Here is a 20,916-nt window from a genome sequence, read left to right as displayed (position 1 = left end):
TTGCCCGATAATAAGGGTAATGAAGAAGCTCTTATTTCTCTTCACATTCACTCTCCTACTTACGGCCTGCAAGCAGTCCACGACGACGACACAATCGGCGCTAGGTGCTGTTACTGGCTCTTCTTGCTTAATAGGAAAATGGAGTGACTCCAGACTACCTCTTACAATTAAACTCTCTTCAGAATTCGCTGGAGACATCATTCCCGCTCATGAAGTAAACGGGCTTAATCGCTTTGAGCAAATGGCACAAGTGTGGAACGTGGCCGCTTCTCCCAAAACTCTTTTAACAGTCCCTTTCCCAGTGGCCGCAACAACTGGTTTTGCAGATACTGCAAGTTTTAGAGATGGTGAAATTGGAATTTATAAATCTCATCAATGGTTCACTGGAATTTCATCTGGTGCCATTGCCATCACACAGTTCTACGGTGTCGTTACCAGCACACCTGGACTTGGACAGTATATCGATCTTACTCACGCCGATATCATGGTTAACTACCGCGACTTTGGATCGAGCATCGTTATGGCCAATGCTGGTTATTTTACTTACGACCTACCAACAATTCTTCTACATGAACTTGGTCACCTGGTTGGGCTTTGTCACGAAACAGTTAGGCCATCAGTCATGGACCCACATTACATCGCCACTCAGAGAAGCTTGTATCAGTTCGATAAAGACATTATTAAAAATATCTATATCGATGGTGTCATTACTAAAAATAACAACACTAATGCCCTCTCAATGCCCTTAGGATCTGAAGTAAAAGGGACGATTGAATTGCATGCGGATGGGAAATGTATTCACTACATGAATGGGAAGAAAACGTTTGAACATGTGGTTGATGATTTTAAAAAAAATAAACTAAGTCAGAAATAAAAAAGGCCCTCTTTCGAGGGCCTTTTTTATTATTTAACTAATTTTTTAAACATTTAAAAAGTTCATCTCTAAAAAGCGCCACTGGAGCTTTTTAACTTACTTCTTAAGTGAGTTTTTTATTGCTGTAAATCCAGCAAAGTCAGTTGCTGCAATTTCTGCAAGCATTTTTCTATTGATTGTTACACCATTAGTTTTCATTGAACCCATGAATTTTGAGTATGAAGTTTCAAGAACTCTAGCAGCTGCAGAAATTCTGACAACCCATAGCTTTCTCATATCTCTCTTAAGTAGTCTTCTTCCTACGTAAGCGTAATGTAGAGCACGTTTAACAGTTTCAGCTGTGTGCTTGTACTTTGTACGACGGTCAAAGCTGTAACCTTTTGCCATCTTTAAAACTTTATTTCTTCTTCTTCTAGCTTTAAAACCTCTTCTAACGCGTGCCATACCTTCTCCTGTAACGATGCTTGGGGGTATTTAAGTTTTTATACTCTTTGGGCCCAAACTATCGGTCTATTTTAGTTTCTTTCTTTTATTTCTACGTTCTATACGACTTTCTTCTAATTAGAAAGCGTATGGTAACATTCTTCTTACTTTTTCGTGCTCAGATTGGTGAACTAGTGCTGGTCCGCCTGCTCTGTTTTTTACTTTCGTAGACTTGTGCTCAAGTTTATGGCGTAGACCACACTTGTTTCTCTTAACTTTACCTGTACCAGTTACGCTATATCTCTTAGCAGCTGATTTTCTTGTTTTCATTTTTGGCATAAAAATACTCCCAAAACTCGCTATATAAACGATCTATTTAATAATAATGCACTTAATACTTTTTAAAGCAGGTATAAATACCAAGAATTTCATGGTCTGTAAAAGACTTTCTTAATCCTTTTTAGCTTTTTGCTCAGTTGGAGCGTGTTCAGCGTCGCTTTCCCCAGCTTTTTTAACTGGTGGCTTACGAGTTGAAGCTAAAATAGCGATAATTCTATTCCCCATCATTTTCGGCTCAGACTCTACAGTCGCTCCGAATTCAGTGATTTGGGCCAAAATTACTTTAAATTTCGCCATCCCTGCATCACGGTACGACATTTCACGTCCGCGGAACTGCATAGAGATTTTGATCTTATCACCTTGGTCTAAGAACTTTTTGCAGTGGTTTAGCTTTGTATCTAAATCACCTTGTTCGATATTTGGTCTCAATTGAATTTCTTTTAATTGAATAACGATCTGCTTTTTCTTCGCTTCTTGAGCTTTCTTTTGCAGTTCGTATTTGTATTTACCGAAGTCAATAAGCTTTACAACTGGAGGTTGTGCCGTTGGAGACACTTCAACTAAATCTAGGCCTGCTTCATCAGAAATTCTTCTTGCTTCCGCCATCGAAACAACACCGTAAGCGTGCCCATCATCCCCTAGTAAACGACACTCAGGAATTCTGATTTGTTCGTTAACACGTGGACCTTGGTTTTTGTTTGAATTGTTGAAAGAAGGTCTTTGAAATGCACCTGGACTTGGATTCTGGTTGTCTTTAATAATTTACCTCTTGATTGAGACTTTTTAGTTATAAAAAAGTCTTCTCCTATTAACACTATGAATGAATATAATCTTTTTGAATAAAAAAATGAAGCTCTAAATTTAATCCATCGGAAACAATATGAAAGGTGTCTTCCAAGCGGTGAGTTATAACGCCCATCAAATCGCTAGCTCGCACTTTTACTGATTCAAAATCAATTTCAAAAGGCGTTTCCGGGCAGGCATATAGGAGTAACTCACTAGGCTCCTGATCCATTATTTTAAACCCATCCTTTGGAATACCAAGGACTTCCACCAGTACGTGACTGATTCCTGTCTTTGGATTAATGCTGATGACAGTTTTGTCGCCGACCAACTGGAAAGTTGAGTCGGTCTTGATCTGGTCTTTTAATTTTTCGGAAATATCAAACCATGACTCGAATCTATCCAGCGCTTCACTTTGAATGAAGCGCTTTCGTAGACGTGCTGACTTTTTTATTTTGTAGGCGGCCATATTAATTTAGAAGATTGATGCTGAGCTGGCTGGTTAAATCAGACTCAACTTTTGCCAGGGTCTCAGCTAACTTAACTGAGTCTGCAACCGTGTAATAGCCATTATTGCTCGCTACAACCCCTGTATGGATGAAGTACTGAAGGCTCGATTTAGAAAGTGGTACAGAGTAACTTTCAGCGTATTTAATAATACGTTTAAGCTTTCTTTCGCTATCAAAAGCTTCTTTGTAGCGCTTTAAAAATGTCTCCATCTTAAAGCCTTCTTTATACTCTTTAGAAAGAGCAGTCAGAGTTAAACCACAAACGTAATAAGCTTCGAGTAAATAATTACAAGCGCGCGAGAATAAACTCACCTTTGCCAGAATTAAATAAAGTTCTTTGTGAGAAAGCTCCATACACTCTTCAAGAGTCGTGATTTCTCTTCCGACAGCGTCCGAAACAATTGCAAGTGTCTCACTCAAGAAAACTTTTACCGTCGGTAAATAGAATTCATGCATCAATTGTTTTCTTTGAACTATGAAGAATTTTTTTAGATCATCAACGTTTGAAATGTGACCTGAGAAAAGGTTTACCCATCCCATATTCACAATCCACGGCACTAAAAAGTGATGCAGAACTGTGTTTTTGAAATAAAGAATTTCTTTTCTTGAATCGTCTTTAATTGAGTAAAAAACGTGGTTTCCGTTAGGGTTTCCGATCGCTTCTACTTTTTTATTTCCGATTAAAATATCGATTGATCTCTCAAGAGATTTTTCCATATTTTCTAGTTTTAATGAGTCGGTAATCGGCACATTAAATTTCTGGCAATAAGTGATAATGTGACGAGCTTTCGTTAAAATCTCTTCCCACTTCAATGCTCCTGACGGCTCATCTAAAAGGATGATCGCAAGCAGTGAAGTTGGAGTCACACGCATGTTTTTCCCGACTTCAAAAAAGCACTCGAAAGCGATTTTTTGAGTCTGAGCTTTTAAATTGGCGTGATCAACTGGTGGCATCGTAACGGGATGCCCGATATTGATGTGCACGTTTCCGAATTGGTAAGATAAAAGTTTCACCAGACCAAAAACCTGGCCGGCACTTTCTTTTTTCTTTTTTCCACCATCGAGCTCGCGCGCCAGAGATTTTTGTTCTGGAACGTATTCGTGAACGATTGAGACTGGAATGAATTTTAAATCACGTCTCTTATCTTCAGGAATCGCCTGGTGAGCTTCAATTAACATTTGGTATAAACCGTATCTAGGCGGAAGAAGTTTTCCCGTTCTAGAGCGTCCACCTTCAAAGAAAAACTCGATTGGGTTTCCTTTTACCAGCATGTAGTAAAGGTAAGCTTCAAGAGTTAACTTGTAGATGATGTCGTTGGCGAAAGTTCTTCTTATAAAGAAGCATCCACAACGGCGGAACATTGGCCCAATGGGGAAAATGTTGAGGTTGTTTCCACCAGCTACAAAGAGTGGTGATTTATATTTTTTAAAATAAACGTAATTGATTGCTAAGTAATCTGCGTGAGACTGGTGATTGGGCACTAAAACGATATTGTTTTCTTTCGAAAGTTTTTTTAGGTTGTAACCATTATCGTTGAAATTAATTCCGTCGTAGATTTGTCCTAGCGAAGCATCTAAAAATTTCTCAAAACCTTTTAGAAAAGGAAGTGATAACTCCGATCTGATTTCTTTTAAGCATTTTAATGCTTTTTCAGTATCGTCTTCTTTATTTCCTAAACGATCTTTTAATTTTGGATAGCTTAAAACGATTTCTTCCATCTCTTTGAAGTTATCAAAGAAATTGGGAATGCCTCCAAAAAAGCCTCCCATTTTTGAAAGTTTAATCAGCTTGGAAATATCCATGACTAGCGAACTCCGTGAGGTTTAGATTCACTCATTCCAGATGCCGTCATCTGAATGAAAAGTCCTGCTTCAGACATTGCTGCGATATTATCTACACCAATATAAGTCATACCAGAACGAAGTCCTCCCATTAATTCTTCAATAACATTTGTTACTGATCCTTTGCATGGGATTTGAGTTGATTCACCTTCAGCGGCCATACCTTGAGGCATGTCCCCTCTCCATGAAACTTGAGCGGCCTTTGATGCCATTCCTCTATATTGTTTCATTCCACCTTTTAACTCACCTGGAGTTTCAAGAGTTCCTGAGACTAGTGATCCAACCATTACAGAAGAAGCTCCAGCACAAAGTGCTTTTACGATATCTCCAGAATTTTTTAATCCACCATCAGCGATAACCGGGATTCCGTGTTTGCTTGCAACTGAAACCGCAAGAGCGATTGCTGAAAGCTGAGGAACACCATGTCCTGTGATGATTCTTGTCGTACACATTGATCCGGGCCCGATACCAACTTTTACAGCGTCAGCTCCGCGGTCGATCATGCGTTTTACTCCGTCAGCTGTTGCAACGTTTCCGGCGATAACATCGACTTGTGGGAATCTTCTTTTTAAGTAGTCCAGAGTTTCCAGCATCATTATAGAGTCGCCGTGAGCGATATCTAAAGTGATGATCTGAACACCTGCTTCAACCAGAAGATCAGCACGTTTCATCCCTTCTTCTTTCACACCAATGCTTGCAGCGATTGGAGTCTTAAGATTTTTTTCTTTCATATAAGCTTGGATGTTTTTTACCATCGCCACTTGTTCAGCTTCTGTCATGAAACGGTGAAGAGATCCAATCCCTCCCATTTGCGCCATTGCACAGGCCATTTCTGTTTCAGTAATCGTATCCATATTGGCCGTAATCACCGGCAGGTCGATCGTAAAGTTTTTTGTAATTTGTGTTTTAAGCACTGGGTGCTTTCTTGAAGAAATTTCTGAGTATCTTGGCACTAGTAGAACATCGTCAAAAGTAAGACCGATACCTCTATTTAAAATTTCTTTAGGACTGAACATTAATTCCATGACTTCTCCCGTTGGAATGAACCAAAAAAATAAAATACGTTAAAGAATAGAACTGTTTGAATAGACTGACAAAATTAATTTGTAGCTATACGGGCAAAAAAGATCGGAATAAGAATATAAAGAATGGTGTCACGCACTAAATAAAACAAAAAGAAATATACGAAGGCCTTCGGTCCTTTATACCAAAGTTTTTCGAGACCCAGATACTGGGCCTTCTTAGACATGGCGATCATAAATTTGCTTTTACCGTAATGTTTCACGAAAAAACTAATAGATCCGTCTACTTTCCTATCAAAGGCTAAAAAAGCCTGCTTTAAGGGGTAACTGATTCTCTGAAATATGTTCATAGGCCCAAACAATAACACAAAAATTCTGATAATAAAAAATGATAAAACCTACACTTTTATGACAAATCGGCGTGTAGCGGGAGTTATAACTAGTTAAGACTTATGATTAAAAATTTAACCGTCATTAACCTCAAGGCCAATTCGCATGCTAACCCATCTAAGGGTGACGTGTTCGTATTGAAGACGTGCCAGCGTACCCTAATTATGGGCGTTGGTGAAGCTCCGTTTTTACATTTAAGAGATAATGCTCTTAGAGAAGATGTCATTACAGATATTTTCGAAGGACAGGATGCTTACGTTTTTTTACTTGAAACAATTTGTGGGCTTCGTTCGGAAGTTGTTGCTGAGTATGAAGTGGTCGGTCAATTTAAAGATGCTTATCAGGAATTTTTAAAGACTCCTGAGAGAAATACACATGTCATGTCGATTCTGGAAAAACTTTTCCAGGACAATAAAAAAGTCCGCACTGATCATTTAACTGAGATTGGTCAGCTTACTTACGCAGGGATCGCTAGAAAACTAATTCACAGCGCTGTTAACGATGGCGATGTTCTTGTTTTAGGATCTGGGACTCTTGCTGAAGACTTAATTAAACTGCTTAAGAAAAAACATAATGTTTTCATCTCTGCTAGAAACAACGAACGCGTTGCTGAGCTTAGTGCAGCATACGGCCTGGAAGCTATTGGCTGGGGCGACAAAGACACGTATGCGAAGTTTCCTTTTATCGTAAATACTATTGGTGCAAACGACGTTTTATTCGATGATATTTTCTTTTCAAAGTTTTTCGGTCTCAATTTTCTTGAAACTCTGACTCAACAAATGAAGCTCTTTATTGATCTAGGCTCTCCCTCTGTGATAGAAACTAATCTCACAGAAAGAGACGGCGTCCTTCGTCTGGAAGATATTTTCAGACAAAGTGCGAAGCTCAATATCGAAAAGATGGAAAAGGTGAATAAAGCGAAGAATGCCATTCTTCACTTAGCGCAAAAGCGCGGAACACCTATTTTATCCAGCACACCATTTGATTGGGAGGAGTTACATTTTGCCTACTCATTATAAAATCGGAACCCGCGGAAGCCTTCTGGCACTTACTCAATGCGGACAAGTTAAAGATCAATTAGAAAAAATCACTGGCGACACTTTCGAGTTAGTCACGATTAAAACTCAAGGCGATATTCAAACCTCTCAACCTCTTTGGCAGATGGAAGGAAATAACTTCTTCACTAAAGAATTGGATGAAGCACTCCTTAAAGGTGAAGTGGATCTTGTTGTTCACTCATATAAAGACTTAGGATCTATTCGCCCTGAAGGCATCACTCTTGCGGCCGTTACAAAAAGAACTTTTGCTCACGATATTTTACTCATTAAAAACGAAACCATTCCTACAATTAAAAACAGAACAGAGTTTATCGTTGGGACATCGTCACCAAGACGAGTTGTAAACCTTGAAAAAAATCTTGCTGAGTTTTTACCGAAAGGAAAAAACGCTGTTGTTAAAACAAAAATGCTTCGTGGAAATATCAATACACGTATTCAGAAACTAAGAGATGGTGAATACGATGCGATTACTTTAGCTCTTCCCGGGATTGAAAGACTTGCTCTGACTCCTTCTTCATTAGAGGAGTTAAAAAGACTTCTGGATGGAATCAACTTTATGATTCTTCCACAATCGGTGTTCACTTCGTCAGCTTCTCAGGGAGCTTTAGCGATTGAAACAAAATCTGAGCGCTCTGATGGTGGTGAGCTTCATAGAAAGCTTGCGCTTATGATCGATCAAAAAACAAAAGAAGAAGTGGCCCGTGAGAGAAAAGCATTTAATGAATACGGAGGTGGATGTCACCTTGCTGTTGGAATAAATGTTCGTAAACTTGAAAGTGCGAAAGGTGAATTCTTCCTTCATAACCATCATGGAAATCTGGATGGAGTAGAAATTTCATTTATTGAACTTGAAGGACGTAACCTCCCTGCTTTTTTTACTGCTCCAAAAGTTTTTAACGGGCACCCTACTAATGATGAATTGATTTCTAAAAAGAATATTCAAGTGACATTAGATCAGGGGCTTAATCTTTATATTACAAGTAAGTACTGCCTGGACGCTATTTCTGGAAGTAACCCTGGGTCTGTTTGGGCCGCAGGAACAAAAACCATGAAAGACCTGGCCGCTCTTGGGTACTGGGTAAATGCGACTGCAGACGCTATTGGTGATGAAGAAGTTCAAAACCTTCGTGCCTCTCATGCGGTTTCTTTAATGGTCGACACTAAAGCACCTTTAATTGTTTTATCTAATGATGAAGCGAAAAGTACTTTAACTGATGCTGAAGTGATTGCTTGTTATAAAAGAGAAATTAACGAAACTGTTTCAGAAGAATTTAAATCTGAAATTTTAAAGACTGAAGTTTTTTATTGGACAAGTTTTTTCCAATACGAAGCTTACGTGAATCGTTTTCCGGAAATTAAATCTAAATTTCACGCTTGTGGAATTGGAAAAACATACGACTTATTTAAATCAAATGGCATTGAAGTCTTTCCGATGGCCGGAATGGAAGAGTTCAAGTCATGGACCCAATCTTAAGGATTACATATGAGCAATATTCAAACTGATCTTTTTACAAAATCTAAAACGCTTGTTCCAGGTGGAGTTCACTCGCCGGTTAGAAGCTTTAAGGGATTAACAAGCACTCCCCGCTTTTTTAAGCGCGCTGAAGGTGCCTATATTTACGACGTTGAAGATAAAAGTTATGTCGACTTTTGTATGAGTTTTGGACCGATGATTTTAGGACATAGAAATCCTATCGTTGAAAAAGCTCTTCAAGAAGGATTAACTCGTGGATGGAGTTACGGAGCATGCGAGCCTTATTCATTAGAGCTTGCTGAATACCTGATCTCTCGCCTGCCTCACGTTGAGCAACTTCGTTTTGTGAACTCTGGGACTGAAGCTGTTATGACAGCGCTTCGCCTTGCTCGTGGAGTAACAGGAAGAAACAAAATTATTAAGTTCAATGGCTGCTACCACGGGCACGTTGATTCAATGCTGATTAAAGCTGGATCTGGTCTTGCTGGAGAAGCTGAAGCTTCATCTGCTGGTGTTCCAGAAGGTGTTGCTCACGATACACTGATTTTAGAACTTGGCGACATCGCCGGATTAAAACAATGCTTTATTGATCACAAAGATCAAATCGCGGCCATCATTATCGAGCCTCTTCCAGCTAACAATGGTCTGATGGTTCAACCGAAAGAATTTTTACAATTCCTTCGCGATATTACGACAGCGAACAAATCACTTTTAATTTTTGATGAAGTTATTTCTGGTTTCCGTGTTGCTTTCGGTGGAATGGCAGAAGTGACAGGGATTAAACCTGATATCGTGACTCTTGGAAAAATCATCGGTGGTGGTTTACCAGTGGGAGCGATTGGAGCTTCTAAGTTTATTATGGAACACCTTGCTCCCATTGGAAAAGTTTACCAAGCGGGAACGTTGTCAGCTAACCCACTAGCAATGGTTGGTGGTCTTTCAACATTAAAGCAGATGACTCCTGAAGCTTATAAAAAAATTGAAGAGCAAACAAAAAAGATTACGACATTACTTACGAACTGGATGAAGTCATATAACAATGGTGAATTCGCAATGTTCCAAGTGACAACATACTCTTCACTATTTTGGATTGTTCCAAAAGATAACGTAACAAAGATCTCTGATATTCCAGCAAACCTTACAGAAAACTTTAATAAGCTTTTTGAAGTGATGTTAGAGCGCGGGATTTATCTGGCACCAAATGCTTACGAAGTTGGATTTGTGAGTTTAGCTCACGATGATAGTGTTGTGGCAGATCTGGCGAAGAGACTGGACTTCAAACTATAATGATTAAGAAGAACCCATTTAACAATTCATCGAAGATGCTCTTTACGCTCTCACTTTTGTGGGCGGGAGTTCTGCTTTTGATTGGTGCGTGGTGGGTTTATGTCATGATCAACTTTGAGAGTTTTTTAGGACACGCGGATCGTCCAAGAATTACAAAAATGCTGGCATGGGAAGGTGGAAGCTTTCTCGTATTGCTTATGCTGCTTTCATTTTCGCTTTTAATTCTTTATTTAAAAGACCAAGGGAAGACAAAATCGCTTCAGGCGTTTTTTGCTTCACTTACTCATGAATTAAAAACTCCGCTAGCGAGCATCAGGCTTCAAGGTGAAGTGATCAACGAAATTCTAGAATCAAAGAATGATCCGACTTTAGATAAATTAATTGGAAGATTGATTGATGATACGGCCAAACTTGAAACTCAAATGGATAAAATCCTGCAGTTGTCTAGAATTGAGCGCGGTGGTGAATTAAATCTCACTTCCCTATCATTAGTTCCTTTCATCAAGAAACTTGCTAAGACCTGGGTTCCTGATCATGAAGTGGAAATTATCGCTAATGATACGCTGGGGTCAATTGAAGTGGATGAATTCGCCCTACAGTTGATTATGAAAAATCTTTTAGAGAACACTCGAATTCATACAACAAGTAAGAAGATTCAAATTAAAATCACTGAAGATAAGAAAGTTCTTAAATTTTCTTATTTTGATCATGGTGAGTTTAAAGGTGAACTTGAAAAACTTGGGACGATTTTTTACAAGCACAACTCAACGAAGGGATCTGGAATCGGACTTTATTTAAGTCAGAAACTTCTGGAGAAGATGGATGGTGATTTAACAGTCACTCCCCGTGCCGGTGGATTGCAGTTTGATTTAACATTTAAACGTAGTGAGGAAATCAATGCTTAATATCCTCATTGTTGAAGATGAAGAAAATTTAGGGATAACCCTGTCTGAATACCTGAAAGGTTTAGGGCATGGATGTTTTTGGGCAAAGGACGCTAAAACTGCTCGTGAGCTTTTTGCTTCACAAAAACCGGGTGTCATTTTAATGGATATCGGTTTGCCTGATGGCAATGGACTTGACCTGGCCCGCGAATTTAGAAAAATAAGAAAAGATTTTGTGTTGCTATTTTTATCAGCGCTGAATGATCCGGAAACGAAAGTGGAAGGATTGGAAATTGGAGCTGACGACTATATTACAAAGCCGTTTGCTTTGAAGGAATTGATTTTAAGATTAAATAGAATCCTTTCGTCTCAAAGTGAGATTAGCAAACTTCCTGAAGAGATTAACCACGGTCCTTTAAAGATCTGGTTTAAGCGTTATGAAGTTCAGGATGCTCAAGGTGATATTTTATCGCTGTCTCAAAAAGAGTGCGCGATTTTAGAATTACTCTACACAAAGAAAAATGAAGCTGTTGACCGCGAAGAGATTATTGAAAAGATTTGGGGGGAAGATAAATTTCCATCAAACAGAACAGTTGATAACTATATCGTTAAGCTTCGTAAATGGTGTGAGACTGATTCGAAAAAGAGTTTAGAAATTCAAAGTATAAGAAGTATTGGTTATAAATTAATTGTTCAATAGATATTAAGGATTAAGAAATGGGATTATTCAATGATCGTTTAAAGACAGCTGACAACAAAACTCAAGTGCCGGTGTGGTTCATGCGCCAGGCAGGCCGTTACCACTCTCATTATCAGAACATCAAAAAAGATTCTGACTTCATGACAATGTGTAAGGATCCAAAGCTTGCTTGTGAAATCACAATGGGGCCAATCAACGATTTTAACTTTGATGCTGCTATTTTGTTTTCGGACCTTTTATTTCCTCTAGAGCAAATGGGACTGGGGTTAACTTATAATCCAGGCCCGATTTTGAAGTTTAAACTTGAATCGATTGCTGATTTAAAAAACTGTAAGCTTCTAGCTGAACCGAGAAACTATTTTAACTTTCAAAAAGAAGCGACTGTGCTTCTTCGTGCTGCTCTTCCGCAAACTAAATCTCTACTAGGTTTTGTTGGAGCACCATGGACTCTTTATACATACGCTGTTGAAGGATCTCATGCTGGGAACTTAACGAGTTCTAAAAAAGGATTCTACGATGGACGCTGGCAAGGGTTCTGTGAATTATTATTCACAAACCTGATTGAAGAGATGTCTCTTCAAGCTGAAGGTGGAGCGGACGCTGTTTGTTTATTTGATACAGCAGTTGGGGAATTAACTCTTCCCGACTTTAAAGAATTTATTCTTCCAGTGCTTCGTAAAGTGACGGCGGAATTTAAGAAACGTCATCCAACTAAGAAAGTTGTTTACTACTCTAAGTTAACTCACCTTGATTACCTTCAGTCGATTGAAGATAAGAATATTGATGTGCTTGGGATTGACTGGAGAATGTCGCTTCCGACAGCGCTAAAGACGCTTGGGAACGATTACATGATTCAAGGGAACTTTGATCCGAGCTACCTTCACTATGAATGGCCTCTAGTTGAGCAAAAACTTGCTCAATTCTGGGAACCGCTTAAAGATCTTAAAAATCTTGATCGTTGGATTTGTGGTCTTGGGCATGGGGTGCTTCAACAGACTCCTGAAGAAAATGTGAAGAAGACTGTTGAGTATATTCATAAGAATTTCGTTTATTAATTTAAGCTACTGATACTTTCAAATCGAATCCCTGCTTGTCTAATTGGTCTTGCAGGGAAGTTTGAATCCAAAATTTTTCCGATACTCCTAATTTTTTAGCTAAAGCTGCTGCCCTCTTGGGTGTTGGAATTCGTCTACCTTTTTCTAAATCGCAAAGACTCGAAGGAGACATTCCTAATTTTTTGGCCATATCCTTTAATGATATTTCATCTGCCAGGCGGTGTGCCTCTAACATTCTGGCGATTGTTAATTTACCAAACTTAGCTTCAAAATTTTTGATTCCGAATCTGGTAGTTGATTTAGTATTCATGTTTATTTACCTCAATAACAATAACGTGGATGATAGCTTCTTTTTCTAATTTATAAATAAGTCTATAGGCACGATTTAATCTCACTGATCTTAGTCCTGCCAATCTTCCCTTTAAGGGTTCATCATGAAGCCCAGGCTTCTTTCTCATCTCTTCCAAACCTGCATACTCAACAGAGCCTGCCCACTCATAAGCTTTGTCTCTTATATATTTTGGCAACCTCGAAAGATCTTTATCAACTAAAGTAAAATCAACTTTATACACAGGACTTCCTCATTATACGTCATTTTGACGTATTTATCAATCAACGCTATTTCCATGTAAAATTGCAAAGATAAACAAAACAAGGAGGAATCTAATCTCTTCTTATTATTAATATGATTGGGGAAGTGAAATCAAGTATTGATAAGCATAGGAACAAATCCGCCAGACTCAGAGTCCTCTCCAAGTCTGGCAAAATCATTTTAGAGAACTTCTAAAATTTTAATCGTTTTCGTTTTTCCATCCGGAAACATCCAGTTAATTTCCTGGTTCACTCGCAGACCAATCAATGCTGATCCTAGTGGAGCAAGAATAGAAATTTTTCCTTCAGAGAAATTTGCGTCCTCTGGAAAAACCAGCGTGAGCTTCATTTCTTTTTCATCTTGAAGAGTCATGAATCTTACAGTCGTATTCATTCGAACTAAGTCCGAAGGAATTTCCTTTTCTTCAATAATTTTTGCGCGTTCAATTTCAATTTCTAAGTTTTCGAAATCATCAGAGTTTTGAGTACTAAGAATGTGTCTAATTCTTAAGTAGTCGCGCTCTGTGAGTAAAATCACATCGTCGTACATACGGACTTCCTGTTGTTAGGGGTTAAGAGAGATTCAATGTATGGGGTGACTGAGGTTAATAAGGCCCAGTCGAACTTATAGTGCGATCGTTTTGCGAGAAGAGATTTGAAAATGGATTAAAGCTTTATAACTCATAGGTCTACTTTACCAGAATCAGGTGTAAGCTTCAATCGCTTATAAAAACGTAAATCATCAATTTCACATCTCACTTTCGGCCATACTCAACTGTAAAGCTCGCTTTATCTAAATAATCCTGCTCAAGGAGCTTTTTAATGCTAGCGGGCGTCGAATGGGGCGTGACTGGCACTTGTCTATTTTTCAGAGCGTACACCGTAAAAATGTAATGGTGTGGACGATCTCCTTTTGGCGGGCAAGGGCCACCGTAATGTTTTATTCCGAAATCAGTTTCAACTTCGACTGCGCCCTCTGGAAGAGCGTCGTTAGTTGAAGCGCCTTCAGGTAATAGATGGACTTCAGGAGGGATATTCACGACTGCCCAATGCCACCATCCCCCAGCTTGAGGGGCATCTGGATCAAAGACAGTGACTGCAAAACTTCTGGTGTCTGCAGGGGCATCTTTCCATTCAATGGGAGGTGAAATATTTTTTCCCGAGCATCCCATACCATTAAAAATATAATTTTCTGGTACTGCTCTACCGGGAGTTAGTGAACTGGACCACGCTTTGAGTGACATACAAATCTCCTTTCTTGCCCCGAAAAAACTTTTTTCAGGCAATCAATAAGATTAATGCAAATGCGACTCCATTAGAATTTCATATTGGTTACTGGACAAATGAAGTCATCCAAACGTTTTTTGTAATCCGCTATCATCTCTTCTTCAGAAATTTTTGCGAGCTCACCAAACTTTGATGTTTTTAATTCTTGTACGAAATCGTATGAAAGATTCTGCTCAAGAGATTCAAGTCCATTAGGTAATTTACTCAACAATCCATGATAAGCACGAACATACCCAAGTGCTGTATCCTGGCGTTTAAAACCTTCTACGAAGGCCGCAATGATCTCGCCTTTCTCATCTAACGTGAGATTCTTGGACTCTCCTAAATCTCTTCCCCACTTGTCCATGAATGGTCCAACTGGAATTAAAAATTTATTTGAACGACGAAGACATTTTGGTTGTCTCATCGACATGTGACGGTGGTTTTCAACTGAACAGAATGCTTTATTAACTTGTCCGGTGAAAACAAGAATTGGGTTTTGAGCGTCGTTAAGTTTATGGCCTAACTTATAAATGCGTTTTCTAAAAGCATCGTCTTCCGGCATTTCCCATTGATCAATCACTCGATCAAGGTCGCCGAAGTTGTGGGCCATTAGAGCTGACGATCTAAGAAAATTTACGTGATCTCTTTTTTCCTGAAGCTCTAATAAAAGTTTTTCTTCTTTATCAGCTTCAGCAAGAATAACGTCGGCCACATCTTTTGCCAGATCAAAAAGTTTATTCTTCATCAAAGCATTATAGGCACCGATGGCCACAGACAACCATGTTCCTTCGTGCGTACTCATCACTTGTCCGCGCTCAGGGTTGTATGATTTTCTATTTGTGACTTGTTCGTAATCCCAAGTCCATGAAGCGATCGTAAGTTTCGCCATTCTTTCGATATTTTTTTTGATATCAGAGTGTTTCCAAAGTCCTTCACGGATTTGGTTGTCGACGTCAGTTGGAACAAATGTTCCTGCTGTCGTCCAATGAGCGGCCATACAAATATGAAAGTATTCTGTCAGGTCGATATTTTTTAGAGCGTTTAAATTCTTTTTGTAGAACACGAGTTTTGCTAAAAACTCGCGCTCTGGTCCGCTCGTATCCAATTCACCGGCAAATAAAAAAGGTGCCGTATTGATAACGTGAGTAAGAAGAATATTAGGAGCAATACCTGTTAGCTTCAGGCCTGATTGATGAAGTTTTTTTACCATACACTCTAGTCTTTAATGATCATGGTTACAGCTGGCACCATGCTTATGTTCTTTGAGCTTTGGTTTACCTGTGTGGTGGCCATGAGTCAATTCATTCCTAGCTGAGCGGATGATTTGAAAACCTGAGTGCACAGCTAAACCGGCCATAAATATAGCGACCACTAAATCGGGCCATTGAGTTCCAAGCCAGTAGACCATTCCCGCGGCCCCAATAACGGCCACGTTCCCGATAGCATCGTTTCTAGAGCACAACCAGATGGACTGCATGTTACTGTCGCCGTCTTTAAATTTGTATAATAAAAGAACACAAAAAGCATTTACTAAAAGAGCTGCAAATCCTACCCAGCTCATGATGGATGATTCGGGGACTTGATGAGAAAAAAATCTCATTGTCGCTTCAACCAAAATCCATGCTCCGAAACCAATCATAAAAAAGGCCTTAGCTAATGAGACTTTTGCTTTCGTTTGAATGGCCGAGTTTAAAATAAAAAGTGTGACGAAATAATTTGTTCCATCACCTAAAAAATCGATGGCATCAGCGCGAAGTGATAATGAGCCGGAAAGAACTCCGTAAATAAGTTCAACGAAAAACATTCCGAAGTTTAGAATAAGTGAAATCCAAAGGACGCGTTTGAAGGCGGTATTTTTTGGATCATACTCGATAGTGTGATTGTGATCGTGGTGACCAACTCCGTGATCGTGTGAACAGCTCTCACTCATAATAAATTCCTTTTATAGCACTCGTATAAGCGCCATAGGTTTATTATAGCATTTTTTTAAGGTTCCAGGTCCAATGGAAAATGGGATTTGGTTAGATTTTATCTAGATAAGATGATGAAAATGCAAGTAACTATCAAATATCCCTCTTGCTGATAATTTTAATCAACAAGAGGGAGTTTATTTATTGCTGACTTAAAATAGATGAGATTTCTGAAAACTCATGTCTGCCTGCCTTTAAGTTTGTATAAACTTTATCGCCCGACGCCCAGTGAATCGTAAGTTTTGGAACCGTGTCCCTTTTACCAATTCCAAAATGCAGAACTCTTTCACTTTGAGCTGCACCATTATTTGAAATTAATTGTCTGTACTGAGTAGTACCTTCATATTCAATCGTCGCACCAACACCAATAGCATCTACGCCTCTGTTATTTTTTAGAGCAAGATCAATTGATTTTCCTTCCCACGGTCCATTGTTATGTAAAACTTCTACGGCCGGGAATGTGTAATCCTTTTGAGCAGGGTCACCATTTCTAAGGACCATATCCATTTTTCCGTCTCTATCCAGATCACCTAATGCTACAACATATCCGTCACTGATTGAATCTACGCCTTCCATGAAAGCGACATCTGTAAAAGTTCCATCGCCGTTATTTCTGTAAAGACGATTACGTTGGTATCCACCAAGTGATAAAGTTTTATCTCCTGATAGATTTGAGTTGAAAATATCTCCTCTAAAGTCGATCAGCAAGTTCATGAATGGCGAAGCTGCTGACTTGTCAGCGCGGTCTTTTAAATCAGCTTCATTTGCACCTAACTCTTTTCTTATCATATTAATGAAGTAATGACCAACCTCTTGGTTTCTATCGTTACCTGACCACAATCCATTTGCAAGATAGATATCAAGTTTACCATCGTTATTGTAGTCTACGAATTCAACTCCAGCGGCACCCTGACCTGGATAATTAAGTCCCGCCATATTTGTCACTTCATCGAAGTTTCCATTCTTTGCTTGTTGAAATAATCTGATTCCGTTTCCAGATACTCCAGTTCTAAATTTGTCCTTTACTTTATGCCAGTGATTAATCATCGCATTTTCAGATCTCTGTCCGGCATCAAGACTGATTGATGTCATTACAAAATCCATCAGACCGTCATTATTAAAATCTCCGGCCGCGATACTCATAGCATTTAATGTATCACGGATACCGATTCTCTCTGCGACTTGTTCAAACTTAGCATTCCCTTTATTTAAATAAAACGGACTTAAATTTTCCTGATCATCGATAACGACGATATCTATATTGTGATCTTTATTCCAGTCTACTGCTAAAGCAGCGTGTGGAAACAAGTGCTGTCTATTACCTTCTTTGATCGTTGGAAAATGTGCTTCATTTCCATTGAAGGTCATGCTTCCACGGTTCATGAATAAACCTTGAACTGCGATATCACCGTCAATTTCATGACCTGATAAATTAGTGAACGTAAAATCTTTTTTCCCTGGAAATCCTACGTAGATATCAGTTAGCCCATCTCCGTTAAAATCTCCGGCCACTGCTGGCATTGGGTAATAAGTAGAAATTTTTCTCATTCCTTTTGCTGGATCAACCACTTTTGTCAGTGTGTTTTTACTATTCTTATAAAGAACCAGGTCTTCATTCTGTCCATCACCTTGATAAATTGGATTGAATGTCGTTAGAAAAAGGTCTTCGAATTTATCGTTATCAAGATCAGTGAAGATTGCAGTCTTTACCATCTTCTCGCCTTTTAAAGCTTCTTGCATACTTCTGACATATTTGTTTTTTGTTTTATCAAACATCCAGATTTCTGATTCTTGTTGAGTTCCAACGTACATATCTAAAACACCATCTTGATTGATGTCTGTTAGAGATAATGCATACCCACCTCTTCTAATCGCTTCACGACGAAGATAAACAGAAGGTGCTCCTTCATTGAAAGCGGTTGCTGTTTCTGATTTAAATGCCGGTGCTCTACTGCTTGTAGTTGTCACGACATTCTTGAAGGCCATTTCCTGGATTTTCCATTCACCATCAACTAATTTTACAACCAGTTTAACCGGCCCTACGTCCTGACGGCGAGTGCCTTCAGTCGTTTGACCTCTAAGATCCATGAATCCTTCCAGAACCATTTTAGAAGTCGTGGCATCCGAATCTCTTCTGTCATCCATTGAGATATTAAAGTTTTTTATATCCAGTCTAAAATCTTCAACATGTGAAAACTTAGCAGCGTAGTTATTTAAATTAATTTCTTTTGTAATTGTTGGAGTTGTTTCATTCCATGAAAGTCTTTTTATTCCATCATGTTCATCAACTACAGTTGAAGGATTAATATTGATACCAAAAATCTGTACGCCTTCTTTCGTGAAGAAAGATTGAAAATCTTTTTCGCCAGTTTTTGTAAATTGTTTTTCAAGTGGGTTTAAAAGACTTTTTTGAACTTGCTGGAAAGTCAGCTCATCTGTCATGGTCTGATTAACCATGATCTCGTAGCCGTCATTATTCCAATCAAGACCTTTCACCAACTCGTTAAGCGAGTAAGTTTTAACCGCAAGAATGTTTGAAAGAAGAGTACTTCCTGTGTTGTTATGCACAGGTTTCAAAACTAAGAATGTACCTAGCGCTGTGAAAGAGATAACTCCCGCAGCAATAAGATAGTTTTTTTTGTTAAACATTTTCATACTCCTTTAAAAAAATGCACGCATTAAGCTTAAATATATAAATAAGTTTAATTCACATTTGGATAAATGTCTAACGGAGTGGTTTAGAAATCTCCTGAAGCCAAGGCCTCAGGAGACGTATTTAAGACGAAAACTTAATTGTATTATTGCGCCATAATGTTGATACCTGAATCAACATAAATAACTTGTCCCGTTACACCTGAAGAAAGTCGTGAAGACAGGTACACAGCTGTCCCGCCCACATCTTCTTGAGTGACATTTTTTCTCATCGGAGCTTTTTCTTCGATAACTTTTAAGAAGTCTTTTAGACCAGGAACAGCTGAAGCTGCAAGAGTTCTAATTGGACCTGCTGAAATACAGTTTACACGAATGTTTTGAGGACCCAGATCGTCAGCTAAATATCTTGCAGACGCTTCAAGTGCAGCTTTCGCTACTCCCATAACGTTATATCCTTTAAGAACTTTAGTTGATCCGTGGTATGTCATCGCGATAACTGAAGAGTCATCGTTCATGTTGCCTTTAAGAGCATTACATAGACCAATTAATGAGAAAGCAGAAACATCGCAGGCCATCTTGAATCCTTCACGAGAAGTTTCAACAAAACGTCCTTTTAAATCTGCTTTATCGCCGAAAGCAAGTGAGTGAACAAGAATATCGAACTTGCCCCATTTTTCTTCAACGATTTTTTGAATGCGTTCATAGTGCTCGTTATTTGTTACATCCATTTCGAATGTAAAATCTGCACCAACTTCTGCCGCTAGTGGATCAACACGTTTTTGTAAGTTTTCATTTAAGTAAGAAAGAGCAACTTGAGCGCCTTCAGCTTTTAGAGCTTTTGCAATTCCCCATGCAATAGACATGTCGTTTGCAACGCCTAGAATTAATGCTTTTTTCCCTGTGAGAAGACCCATTTTAACTCCTTAATAATAATGTGATGGAAAGAGTAATTTAGATCACTTTGTCTGTCAAAAAGAAGTGATGTGCGGGTGCGTAATCTGTGGAGAAACAGAGTCTTTACTGCTCGCCAGACTTATCAAAAAGATAGCCTACAGAGCGGACACTCTTAAAAAACTTCGGATCTTTAGGATCAGTTTCAAAATACTTTCTAAAACGCACAATGAAATTATCTAAAGTTCGCGTACTCACGCCAGGCTGATACCCCACAGCGGTCTCCAGAATCTCTTCTCTGGTCATTGGCAAATTAGGATGGGCGAAAAAGACTTTTAAGATTTTTATTTCCTGTAATGTCAGATCGAAGGTTTGAGGATTAGTCGATTTAAAACAGAATGCTTTAAGGTTTTTAAAATCTACAGTGTGATCACCGAAGTCAAAACTCTCCCCTAATGCTTCTACTTCATTAACTTCAATTTCGTGTTTTCCTTCGGGAGTTGAATTGTTCCACTCCATTCTCGTTAAGAGTCTATCTACTCGTAATAAAAATTCATCCAGGTCAAATGGCTTTGATAAATAGTCATCAACACCAAGGCTTAAGCATTTGATTTTTTCTTTTACTTGCTCTTTTGCTGAAATAACTAAAATAGGAATTTTAGCATCGCGCTTTCTGATTTCGGTAATAACTCCGAAACCATCTATTTCTGGCATCATCAAATCGACGATGACTAATTGAGGGTTGTATTCGCTGTAGAAATTTAATCCTTCAAGTCCATTGATGGCGTGAAGAACATCATGGCCTAACATACGAAGGTTGAGTTTAATCGCTTCAGCGATATGCTTTTCATCATCAATGATGAGAATTTTCTTAGCTGTATTGTGTGTAACGATGGCCATATG

22 protein-coding genes are annotated in these 20,916 nt (G+C 38.8%); 7 read left to right on the top strand and 15 right to left on the bottom strand.

The window, feature by feature from the left end; genetic code table 11:
* The first annotated feature begins 19 nt into the window (after positions 1-19).
* The gene (locus SHI21_RS09460; protein ID WP_323576123.1) at positions 20-874 is read left to right on the top strand and encodes a matrixin family metalloprotease; all 855 of its coding nucleotides are present in this window, start codon (positions 20-22) and stop codon (positions 872-874) included.
* 96 nt (positions 875-970) lie between these two features.
* On the opposite strand, the gene rplT is transcribed toward SHI21_RS09460, so the two are convergent.
* From rplT to guaB, 6 genes are all read right to left on the bottom strand, one after another.
* A complete protein-coding gene (gene rplT / locus SHI21_RS09455) occupies positions 971-1,318 on the bottom strand; it encodes a 50S ribosomal protein L20 (protein ID WP_323576122.1) in 348 nt (115 codons plus the stop codon).
* A 117-nt stretch (positions 1,319-1,435) separates the two neighbouring features.
* Complete coding sequence (gene rpmI / locus SHI21_RS09450) at positions 1,436-1,636, bottom strand: 50S ribosomal protein L35 (protein WP_323576121.1); 201 nt, start codon at positions 1,634-1,636, stop codon at positions 1,436-1,438.
* Between the two features lie 111 nt (positions 1,637-1,747).
* The gene (gene infC, locus SHI21_RS09445; protein WP_323576268.1) at positions 1,748-2,395 is read right to left on the bottom strand and encodes a translation initiation factor IF-3; all 648 of its coding nucleotides are present in this window, start codon (positions 2,393-2,395) and stop codon (positions 1,748-1,750) included.
* Positions 2,396-2,450: 55 nt separating this feature from the next.
* Positions 2,451-2,888 carry a hypothetical protein gene (locus SHI21_RS09440; protein WP_323576120.1) on the bottom strand — a complete coding sequence of 146 codons (438 nt, stop codon included), beginning with the start codon at positions 2,886-2,888 and terminating at the stop codon, positions 2,451-2,453.
* Position 2,889: 1 nt separating this feature from the next.
* Positions 2,890-4,731, bottom strand: coding sequence for a 1-acyl-sn-glycerol-3-phosphate acyltransferase (locus SHI21_RS09435; RefSeq protein WP_323576119.1), 1,842 nt, complete (start codon positions 4,729-4,731; stop codon positions 2,890-2,892).
* A gap of 2 nt (positions 4,732-4,733) precedes the next feature.
* Entirely contained in the window at positions 4,734-5,795 is a 1,062-nt protein-coding gene (gene guaB / locus SHI21_RS09430; protein ID WP_323576118.1) for an IMP dehydrogenase, read from the bottom strand.
* Positions 5,796-6,244: 449 nt separating this feature from the next.
* Here guaB and SHI21_RS09425 point away from each other — a divergent pair, with 449 nt between their 5' ends.
* Genes SHI21_RS09425 through SHI21_RS09400 form a run of 6 tightly spaced genes read left to right on the top strand, consistent with a single transcriptional unit; the run spans position 6,245 to position 12,640 of the window.
* Positions 6,245-7,201, top strand: coding sequence for a Rossmann-fold NAD(P)-binding domain-containing protein (locus SHI21_RS09425; protein WP_323576117.1), 957 nt, complete (start codon positions 6,245-6,247; stop codon positions 7,199-7,201).
* Positions 7,185-8,714, top strand: a complete 1,530-nt coding sequence (hemC, locus tag SHI21_RS09420) for a hydroxymethylbilane synthase (RefSeq protein ID WP_323576116.1) — start codon at positions 7,185-7,187, stop codon at positions 8,712-8,714. The genes SHI21_RS09425 and hemC overlap by 17 nt, the downstream gene beginning before the upstream one ends.
* 9 nt (positions 8,715-8,723) lie before the next feature.
* Complete coding sequence (gene hemL / locus SHI21_RS09415; protein ID WP_323576115.1) at positions 8,724-10,001, top strand: glutamate-1-semialdehyde 2,1-aminomutase; 1,278 nt, start codon at positions 8,724-8,726, stop codon at positions 9,999-10,001.
* Positions 10,001-10,906: a sensor histidine kinase gene (locus SHI21_RS09410; RefSeq protein WP_323576114.1), complete on the top strand. Its 906-nt coding sequence runs from the start codon at positions 10,001-10,003 to the stop codon at positions 10,904-10,906. Before hemL ends, SHI21_RS09410 begins: the two co-directional genes overlap by 1 nt.
* Positions 10,899-11,585 (top strand): response regulator transcription factor, encoded by a 687-nt coding sequence (locus SHI21_RS09405; RefSeq protein WP_323576113.1) that lies wholly within the window; start codon positions 10,899-10,901, stop codon positions 11,583-11,585. Before SHI21_RS09410 ends, SHI21_RS09405 begins: the two co-directional genes overlap by 8 nt.
* A 17-nt stretch (positions 11,586-11,602) precedes the next feature.
* Positions 11,603-12,640 (top strand): uroporphyrinogen decarboxylase family protein, encoded by a 1,038-nt coding sequence (locus SHI21_RS09400; protein ID WP_323576112.1) that lies wholly within the window; start codon positions 11,603-11,605, stop codon positions 12,638-12,640.
* 1 nt (position 12,641) lies between these two features.
* Here SHI21_RS09400 and SHI21_RS09395 read toward each other — a convergent pair whose 3' ends face one another.
* The 9 genes from SHI21_RS09395 to SHI21_RS09355 all read right to left on the bottom strand — a co-directional run bounded on the left by SHI21_RS09395 (position 12,642) and on the right by SHI21_RS09355 (position 20,913).
* Entirely contained in the window at positions 12,642-12,950 is a 309-nt protein-coding gene (locus SHI21_RS09395) for a helix-turn-helix domain-containing protein (RefSeq protein WP_323576111.1), read from the bottom strand.
* Positions 12,940-13,212 carry a type II toxin-antitoxin system RelE family toxin gene (locus tag SHI21_RS09390; protein ID WP_323576110.1) on the bottom strand — a complete coding sequence of 91 codons (273 nt, stop codon included), beginning with the start codon at positions 13,210-13,212 and terminating at the stop codon, positions 12,940-12,942. Before SHI21_RS09390 ends, SHI21_RS09395 begins: the two co-directional genes overlap by 11 nt.
* 200 nt (positions 13,213-13,412) lie before the next feature.
* Positions 13,413-13,781: a nucleoside diphosphate kinase regulator gene (gene rnk / locus SHI21_RS09385; RefSeq protein ID WP_323576109.1), complete on the bottom strand. Its 369-nt coding sequence runs from the start codon at positions 13,779-13,781 to the stop codon at positions 13,413-13,415.
* 205 nt (positions 13,782-13,986) lie between these two features.
* Positions 13,987-14,475, bottom strand: coding sequence for a YbhB/YbcL family Raf kinase inhibitor-like protein (locus SHI21_RS09380; protein ID WP_323576108.1), 489 nt, complete (start codon positions 14,473-14,475; stop codon positions 13,987-13,989).
* A gap of 71 nt (positions 14,476-14,546) precedes the next feature.
* Entirely contained in the window at positions 14,547-15,710 is a 1,164-nt protein-coding gene (locus tag SHI21_RS09375; RefSeq protein ID WP_323576107.1) for a hypothetical protein, read from the bottom strand.
* Positions 15,711-15,722: 12 nt separating this feature from the next.
* On the bottom strand, positions 15,723-16,430 hold the full coding sequence (locus tag SHI21_RS09370) for a cation diffusion facilitator family transporter (RefSeq protein WP_323576106.1): 708 nt from the start codon (positions 16,428-16,430) through the stop codon (positions 15,723-15,725).
* Between the two features lie 181 nt (positions 16,431-16,611).
* Complete coding sequence (locus tag SHI21_RS09365; RefSeq protein WP_323576105.1) at positions 16,612-19,119, bottom strand: CRTAC1 family protein; 2,508 nt, start codon at positions 19,117-19,119, stop codon at positions 16,612-16,614.
* A gap of 149 nt (positions 19,120-19,268) precedes the next feature.
* Complete coding sequence (locus SHI21_RS09360) at positions 19,269-20,036, bottom strand: enoyl-ACP reductase FabI (protein WP_323576104.1); 768 nt, start codon at positions 20,034-20,036, stop codon at positions 19,269-19,271.
* Between the two features lie 103 nt (positions 20,037-20,139).
* Complete coding sequence (locus tag SHI21_RS09355; protein WP_323576103.1) at positions 20,140-20,913, bottom strand: response regulator transcription factor; 774 nt, start codon at positions 20,911-20,913, stop codon at positions 20,140-20,142.
* Positions 20,914-20,916: the final 3 nt, after the last annotated feature.

This window comes from Bacteriovorax sp. PP10, assembly GCF_035013165.1.
GTDB lineage: Bacteria > Bdellovibrionota > Bacteriovoracia > Bacteriovoracales > Bacteriovoracaceae > Bacteriovorax > Bacteriovorax antarcticus.
Note: the sequence above shows the minus strand (reverse complement) of the source record. Positions and strands in the feature narration are given on the sequence as shown.

Excerpts from the sequence above, each read along its gene's own strand:
- SHI21_RS09460 (WP_323576123.1), top strand. The coding sequence starts at position 20 with ATGAAGAAGCTCTTATTTCTCTTCACATTCACTCTCCTACTTACGGCC.
- rplT (WP_323576122.1), bottom strand. The coding sequence starts at position 1,318 with ATGGCACGCGTTAGAAGAGGTTTTAAAGCTAGAAGAAGAAGAAATAAA.
- rpmI (WP_323576121.1), bottom strand. The coding sequence starts at position 1,636 with ATGCCAAAAATGAAAACAAGAAAATCAGCTGCTAAGAGATATAGCGTA.
- SHI21_RS09440 (WP_323576120.1), bottom strand. The coding sequence starts at position 2,888 with ATGGCCGCCTACAAAATAAAAAAGTCAGCACGTCTACGAAAGCGCTTC.
- SHI21_RS09435 (WP_323576119.1), bottom strand. The coding sequence starts at position 4,731 with ATGGATATTTCCAAGCTGATTAAACTTTCAAAAATGGGAGGCTTTTTT.
- guaB (WP_323576118.1), bottom strand. The coding sequence starts at position 5,795 with ATGGAATTAATGTTCAGTCCTAAAGAAATTTTAAATAGAGGTATCGGT.
- SHI21_RS09425 (WP_323576117.1), top strand. The coding sequence starts at position 6,245 with ATGATTAAAAATTTAACCGTCATTAACCTCAAGGCCAATTCGCATGCT.
- hemL (WP_323576115.1), top strand. The coding sequence starts at position 8,724 with ATGAGCAATATTCAAACTGATCTTTTTACAAAATCTAAAACGCTTGTT.
- SHI21_RS09410 (WP_323576114.1), top strand. The coding sequence starts at position 10,001 with ATGATTAAGAAGAACCCATTTAACAATTCATCGAAGATGCTCTTTACG.
- SHI21_RS09405 (WP_323576113.1), top strand. The coding sequence starts at position 10,899 with ATGCTTAATATCCTCATTGTTGAAGATGAAGAAAATTTAGGGATAACC.
- SHI21_RS09400 (WP_323576112.1), top strand. The coding sequence starts at position 11,603 with ATGGGATTATTCAATGATCGTTTAAAGACAGCTGACAACAAAACTCAA.
- SHI21_RS09395 (WP_323576111.1), bottom strand. The coding sequence starts at position 12,950 with ATGAATACTAAATCAACTACCAGATTCGGAATCAAAAATTTTGAAGCT.
- rnk (WP_323576109.1), bottom strand. The coding sequence starts at position 13,781 with ATGTACGACGATGTGATTTTACTCACAGAGCGCGACTACTTAAGAATT.
- SHI21_RS09380 (WP_323576108.1), bottom strand. The coding sequence starts at position 14,475 with ATGTCACTCAAAGCGTGGTCCAGTTCACTAACTCCCGGTAGAGCAGTA.
- SHI21_RS09375 (WP_323576107.1), bottom strand. The coding sequence starts at position 15,710 with ATGGTAAAAAAACTTCATCAATCAGGCCTGAAGCTAACAGGTATTGCT.
- SHI21_RS09370 (WP_323576106.1), bottom strand. The coding sequence starts at position 16,430 with ATGAGTGAGAGCTGTTCACACGATCACGGAGTTGGTCACCACGATCAC.
- SHI21_RS09365 (WP_323576105.1), bottom strand. The coding sequence starts at position 19,119 with ATGTTTAACAAAAAAAACTATCTTATTGCTGCGGGAGTTATCTCTTTC.
- SHI21_RS09360 (WP_323576104.1), bottom strand. The coding sequence starts at position 20,036 with ATGGGTCTTCTCACAGGGAAAAAAGCATTAATTCTAGGCGTTGCAAAC.
- SHI21_RS09355 (WP_323576103.1), bottom strand. The coding sequence starts at position 20,913 with ATGGCCATCGTTACACACAATACAGCTAAGAAAATTCTCATCATTGAT.